The organism is Pseudomonas sp. 05T35 (genome assembly GCF_056396605.1).
On record NZ_JBFTLU010000337.1, the window covers coordinates 1 to 5,100 of the forward strand.

Annotated in this window: 4 protein-coding genes; 2 read left to right on the forward strand and 2 right to left on the reverse strand. The window is 59.5% G+C overall.

Features of this window, described 5'->3' with window-relative positions:
- The coding region (locus AC1DH9_RS21975) for a 3-deoxy-7-phosphoheptulonate synthase class II (RefSeq protein ID WP_477808773.1) at positions 1–1,091 on the reverse strand (1,091 nt) is incomplete at its 3' end.
- Between the two features lie 156 nt (positions 1,092–1,247).
- On the opposite strand from AC1DH9_RS21975, the gene AC1DH9_RS21980 reads away from it, so the two are divergent.
- Positions 1,248–2,003 (forward strand): spermidine synthase, encoded by a 756-nt coding sequence (locus AC1DH9_RS21980; RefSeq protein ID WP_427543522.1) that lies wholly within the window; start codon positions 1,248–1,250, stop codon positions 2,001–2,003.
- 117 nt (positions 2,004–2,120) lie between these two features.
- Here the strand turns inward: AC1DH9_RS21980 and AC1DH9_RS21985 are convergent, their stop codons facing one another.
- Positions 2,121–2,912 carry a crotonase/enoyl-CoA hydratase family protein gene (locus AC1DH9_RS21985; protein ID WP_427543525.1) on the reverse strand — a complete coding sequence of 264 codons (792 nt, stop codon included), beginning with the start codon at positions 2,910–2,912 and terminating at the stop codon, positions 2,121–2,123.
- A 423-nt stretch (positions 2,913–3,335) separates the two neighbouring features.
- Here AC1DH9_RS21985 and AC1DH9_RS21990 point away from each other — a divergent pair, with 423 nt between their 5' ends.
- Positions 3,336–5,009 (forward strand): DEAD/DEAH box helicase, encoded by a 1,674-nt coding sequence (locus AC1DH9_RS21990; protein WP_054596358.1) that lies wholly within the window; start codon positions 3,336–3,338, stop codon positions 5,007–5,009.
- Positions 5,010–5,100: the final 91 nt, after the last annotated feature.

A 5,100-nucleotide genomic window follows, 5' to 3' on the forward strand; every position in this document is an offset into this window, starting at 1 on the left:
GTCTTGTAGCCACTGCTGGCCTTGATGGTGTTGCCGTGCATCGGGTCGCTGCTCCAGAGCACTTTCTTGCCTTCGCGTTCGACCGCACGAATCAGCTGCGGCAGATGGTCGCCGACCTTGTTTGCTCCCATCCGCGCGATCAGGTTCAGGCGGCCTGGATCGTTGTCGGGGTTGAGCACATCGATCAGGCGAATCAGCTCTTCGGTGTTCATGGACGGGCCGACCTTTACCCCGATCGGGTTGTTCACCCCGCGCAGGAACTCGACATGAGCGCCGTCGAGCTGACGCGTGCGATCGCCGATCCATAGCATGTGCGCCGAGCAATCGTAGTAATCGTTGGTCAGGCTGTCGCGGCGTACGAAGGCTTCTTCGTAGTTCAACAGCAGCGCTTCGTGGGCGGTGAAGAAACTGGTTTCGCGCAGTTGCGGCGAGCTGTCCATGCCGCAGGCGCGCATGAACGCCAGGGTTTCATCGATGCGGTCGGCCAGGTGGCTGTACTTTTCGGCCAGCGCCGAGTTGGCGATGAAGTCCAGGTTCCATTTATGCACTTGATGCAAGTCGGCAAAACCGCCCTGGGCAAACGCCCGCAGCAGGTTCAGGGTCGCGGTGGACTGGTGATAGGACTGCAACAGGCGATCCGGGTCGGGGACGCGGCTTTTTTCATCGAAACCGATACCGTTGACGATGTCGCCTCGGTAGGCCGGCAGGGTCACGCCGTTGATGGTTTCGTCATTGGACGAGCGCGGTTTCGCGAACTGCCCGGCCATACGCCCGACTTTTACCACCGGACAACCGGCGGCGAAGGTCATGACGATCGCCATTTGCAGCAGGACTTTGAAGGTGTCACGGATTTTTGCCGCCGAGAACTCGGCGAAGCTTTCCGCGCAATCGCCACCTTGCAGCAAAAACGCCCGGCCCTGAGTCACCTCGGCAAACTGACGGCGCAACTCCCGGGCCTCACCGGCAAACACCAATGGCGGATAACTGGCCAGGCTTTGCTCGACCTGTTGCAAATGCGCAGCGTCAGGGTAGTGGGGTTGTTGCTGGATCGGCAGGGCGCGCCAGCTGTCAGGGCTCCAGGGTTGGCTCATCATGGACTCTAATGTTTTACGATCGGACGTTTATGTTATCAGCAATTAGTGCGTGACCTGTTCCCGAAGCTTGGCGGACAATCGCGCCTTTGCCGCGCCAAGCGGAACGAATGATTGCGTTGCCGGGGATCAGCCCGACAACGACCAGGAGACGAAATGACTGAGGAGCGCGTCGAGCATCTGCTCGCCGAGGTGCACGATGAATTCGGCATGATCCGGGTGCTGGAAGTGGCGGATTACCGTTTTCTCGAATTTGGCGATGCCATCGAGCAGAGCTGCGTGTTCACTGCCGATCCGAGCTGGCTCGAGTACGACTACACCCGCGCGATGCTGATTGGTGCGCTGTGCCATGAGCAGCCGGAAAGCGCGCTGTTTCTCGGGCTGGGGGCGGGCACCCTGACTCAGGCGTGCCTGAAGTTCCTGCCGCTGGAAGACGTCGAAGCGATCGAGTTACGCCCGGACGTACCGCGCCTGGCCATCGAGTACCTGGGGCTGGACGACGATCCTCGTCTGTATATCCGCATCGGCGACGCCCTCGAGTTGCTTGAGACGGCGGAGTCGGCGGATCTGATTTTCGTCGACCTTTATACCGATGTCGGGCCGGGTGTCGGCCATTTGGCCTGGGGCTTCCTGGAAAACTGTCAAAAACGCCTGAATCCGGGCGGCTGGCTGGTGATCAATCAATGGGCGACCGATGACGGCAAGCCACTGGGTGCGGCATTACTGCGAGGGCTCTATCACCGGCATTATTGGGAGCTGCCGGTGAAAGAGGGCAACGTGATCCTGATCGTGCCAGCCGACCTTGACCARGAACTGGACATGCAAGGATTGACCGCCCGCGCCGAAGCGCTGGCGCCGCGATTGGGTTATTCGTTGCAGCCGCTGATCAAGGCGATTCGCCCGGCGACCTGAGTCGTTTGTCAGATCGCCATCGCGAGCAGGCTCGCTCCCACAGTGTATTTTCGGTGTTCACAAAACCCTGTGGGAGCGAGCCTGCTCGCGATGCCTTTTTAACTGCCAACACATCCCTCAAAGCCCTTTGAACACGCCCGGGCGTTTCTCGATCAACGACCGCACGCCTTCCTTGGCGTCTTCACTGTTGAGCAACTTCTTCACCTGCGGTGGCAAAGCCAATGCCGCCGCTGTTTCTCCCTCCAGATGGGCCTGGCGCGCGGACTGCAAGGTTGCCTGAACCCCCAGCGGCGCCTGCCTGGCAATGCGTTCTGCCAGCTCAAGCGCACGAGGTAACAGGTCTTCGCTGGCCATCACCTCCTGCACCAGTCCCAGACGCAGCGCTTCGTGGGCATCGAATTCATCACCGGTCAGCAGCCAGCGCATGGCATTGCCCCAGCCGGCTATCTGATGCAGGCGCAAGGTTGCACCGCCAAAGGGGAAGATGCCGCGCTGCACTTCCATTTGCGCAAAGCGGGTGTTGCTCGCGCAGAGGTTGATATCGGCGGCCAACATCAGTTCGATGCCAATGGTCAGGCAATAACCCTGGGCCGCAACAATCACCGGTTTGCTGACCCTGGGGCCAACGAACACCCCCCACGGATCGCAACCGCCGGCCGGGGCTTGCCAGCCTTCGGCCAGTGCCGCACTGACGCTCACCAGGTCCAGCCCGGCGGTAAAGTGCTCGCCATGACCGAACACTAGTGCGACGCGGGCCTCGCTGTCGGCTTCGAACTCGCCATAGGCCAGGCTCAGCGCGTTGAGCAGATCGAGGTCAAATGCATTGCGCTTGGCCACACGGTCCAGCCCGATCAACAGGACATGACCGCGTCGTTCACGGGTGACACGACTGCAATCAGGTTGATTCATGGGGTATTTCCTCGGGCGGGGAAGGGGGGGCTCGGACCAAAGGTCACGGTCTGCAAGATGAACCGTTTAAGTGCCATGACCAATAGGGCCGGGCCTTTGAAAAATAGACCGTTGCACGATTATCCGCAAAGCCTGTGACACAACGGTGTATGCCGGGTTTTTCCGACAAATAAAGCTCCCTTTTTTGGTGAATTCCGGTATAGTGCGCGCCGGTCTTTAGCCAGGCCGCGTTTAGGTAGCGCAATTCCCCGAAGTCAGCTTCGGCTGCACGTCCGCACAGCGGACTCTTCCTTGACGAATCTTTTTCATTCATTCGTTTTCGCAAATCCCCGCCGACAAAGCAGCCAGGGCGACTCTTGAGTCTTACACGGCATGCGCAGCTTTGGAGCATGGGTCTTTGCGGATGCACTTAGAGGCAGACCCATGACCCAGGAAACCGGCGGCTTCGCCGCTTTTAACCTTAATCCGAATATTCTTGCAGCCGTCATCGCGACTGGCTACGAAGAGCCTTCGGCTATTCAGCAGCAATCGATCCCGATCATCATGGCCGGTCACGACATGATTGGTCAGGCGCAAACCGGTACGGGTAAAACCGCTGCGTTCGCCCTGCCGATCCTGCATCGCATCGATCCTGCTAAGCGCGAACCGCAAGCCCTGATCCTGGCGCCAACCCGTGAGTTGGCGCTGCAAGTAGCAACCGCTTTCGAAACCTACGCCAAGCAAATGCCGGGCGTTACCGTTGTGGCCGTTTACGGCGGCGCGCCTATGGGCCCGCAACTGAAAGCAATCCGTAATGGCGCACAGATTGTTGTCGCCACTCCGGGCCGTCTGTGCGACCACTTGCGTCGTGACGAAAAAGTATTGGCGACCGTGAACCACCTGGTTCTCGACGAAGCTGACGAAATGCTCAAGCTGGGCTTCATGGACGACCTGGAAGTTATCTTCAAGGCCTTGCCTGCAACCCGTCAGACCGTATTGTTCTCGGCTACCCTGCCGCAGTCGATCCGTGCCATCGCCGAGCGTCATCTGCGTGATCCGCAGCACGTGAAGATCCAGACCAAGACTCAGACCGTTACCGCGATCGAACAGGCTCACCTGTTGGTTCACGCTGACCAGAAGACCTCGGCTGTATTGAGCCTGCTGGAAGTTGAAGACTTCGACGCGCTGATCATGTTCGTTCGCACCAAGCAAGCGACCCTGGACCTGGCCAGTGCCCTGGAAGCCAAAGGCTACAAAGCCGCTGCGCTGAACGGTGACATTGCCCAGAACCAGCGTGAGCGCGTGATCGAGTCCCTCAAGGATGGCCGTCTGGACATCGTTGTGGCGACCGACGTTGCTGCTCGTGGTCTGGACGTTCCGCGTATCACTCACGTTTTCAACGTTGATATGCCGTACGATCCAGAGTCCTACGTTCACCGTATCGGCCGTACTGGCCGTGCCGGTCGCGAAGGTCGTGCACTGCTGCTGGTGACTCCACGTGAGCGCCGCATGCTGCAAGTGATCGAGCGTGTAACCGGTCAAAAGGTTGCTGAAGTTCGCCTGCCGGACGCTCAAGCCGTTCTCGATGCGCGCATCAAGAAACTGACCAACAGCCTGTCGCCGCTGGTGGCTGATGCCGAATCGACTCATGGTGATCTGCTGGATCGCCTGACTGCCGACATCGGTTGCACCCCGCGTGCACTGGCTGCTGCGCTGCTGCGCAAGGCTACCAACGCTCAGGCACTGACCCTGGCTGCCATCGAGAAAGAACGTCCACTGGTGCCGAACAATGCACCGCGTGGCGATCGTCCTGAGCGTACCGGTGATCGTCCGGACCGTGGTGACCGCGAGCGTCGTGCTCCGATCCCATTGGCCGAAGGTCGTGCTCGTTGCCGTACTGCGCTGGGTGCGCGTGATGGTATCGCTGCCAAGAACCTGCTGGGCGCCATCCTCAACGAAGGTGGTCTGGCTCGTGAAGCAATCGGTCGTATCCAGGTGCGCGACAGCTTCAGCCTGGTCGAGTTGCCGGAAGATGGTCTGGAGCGTCTGCTGACCAAACTGAAGGACACTCGCGTTGCCGGTAAGCAGCTGAAACTGCGTCGCTATCGCGAAGATTGATCCGCTTTCGGGMTGATTGATCGCACATAAAAAATCCCCGACTGGTTCGGGGATTTTTTTTGCCTGCAGTTTTGTGTCTGGCCTCTTGAAC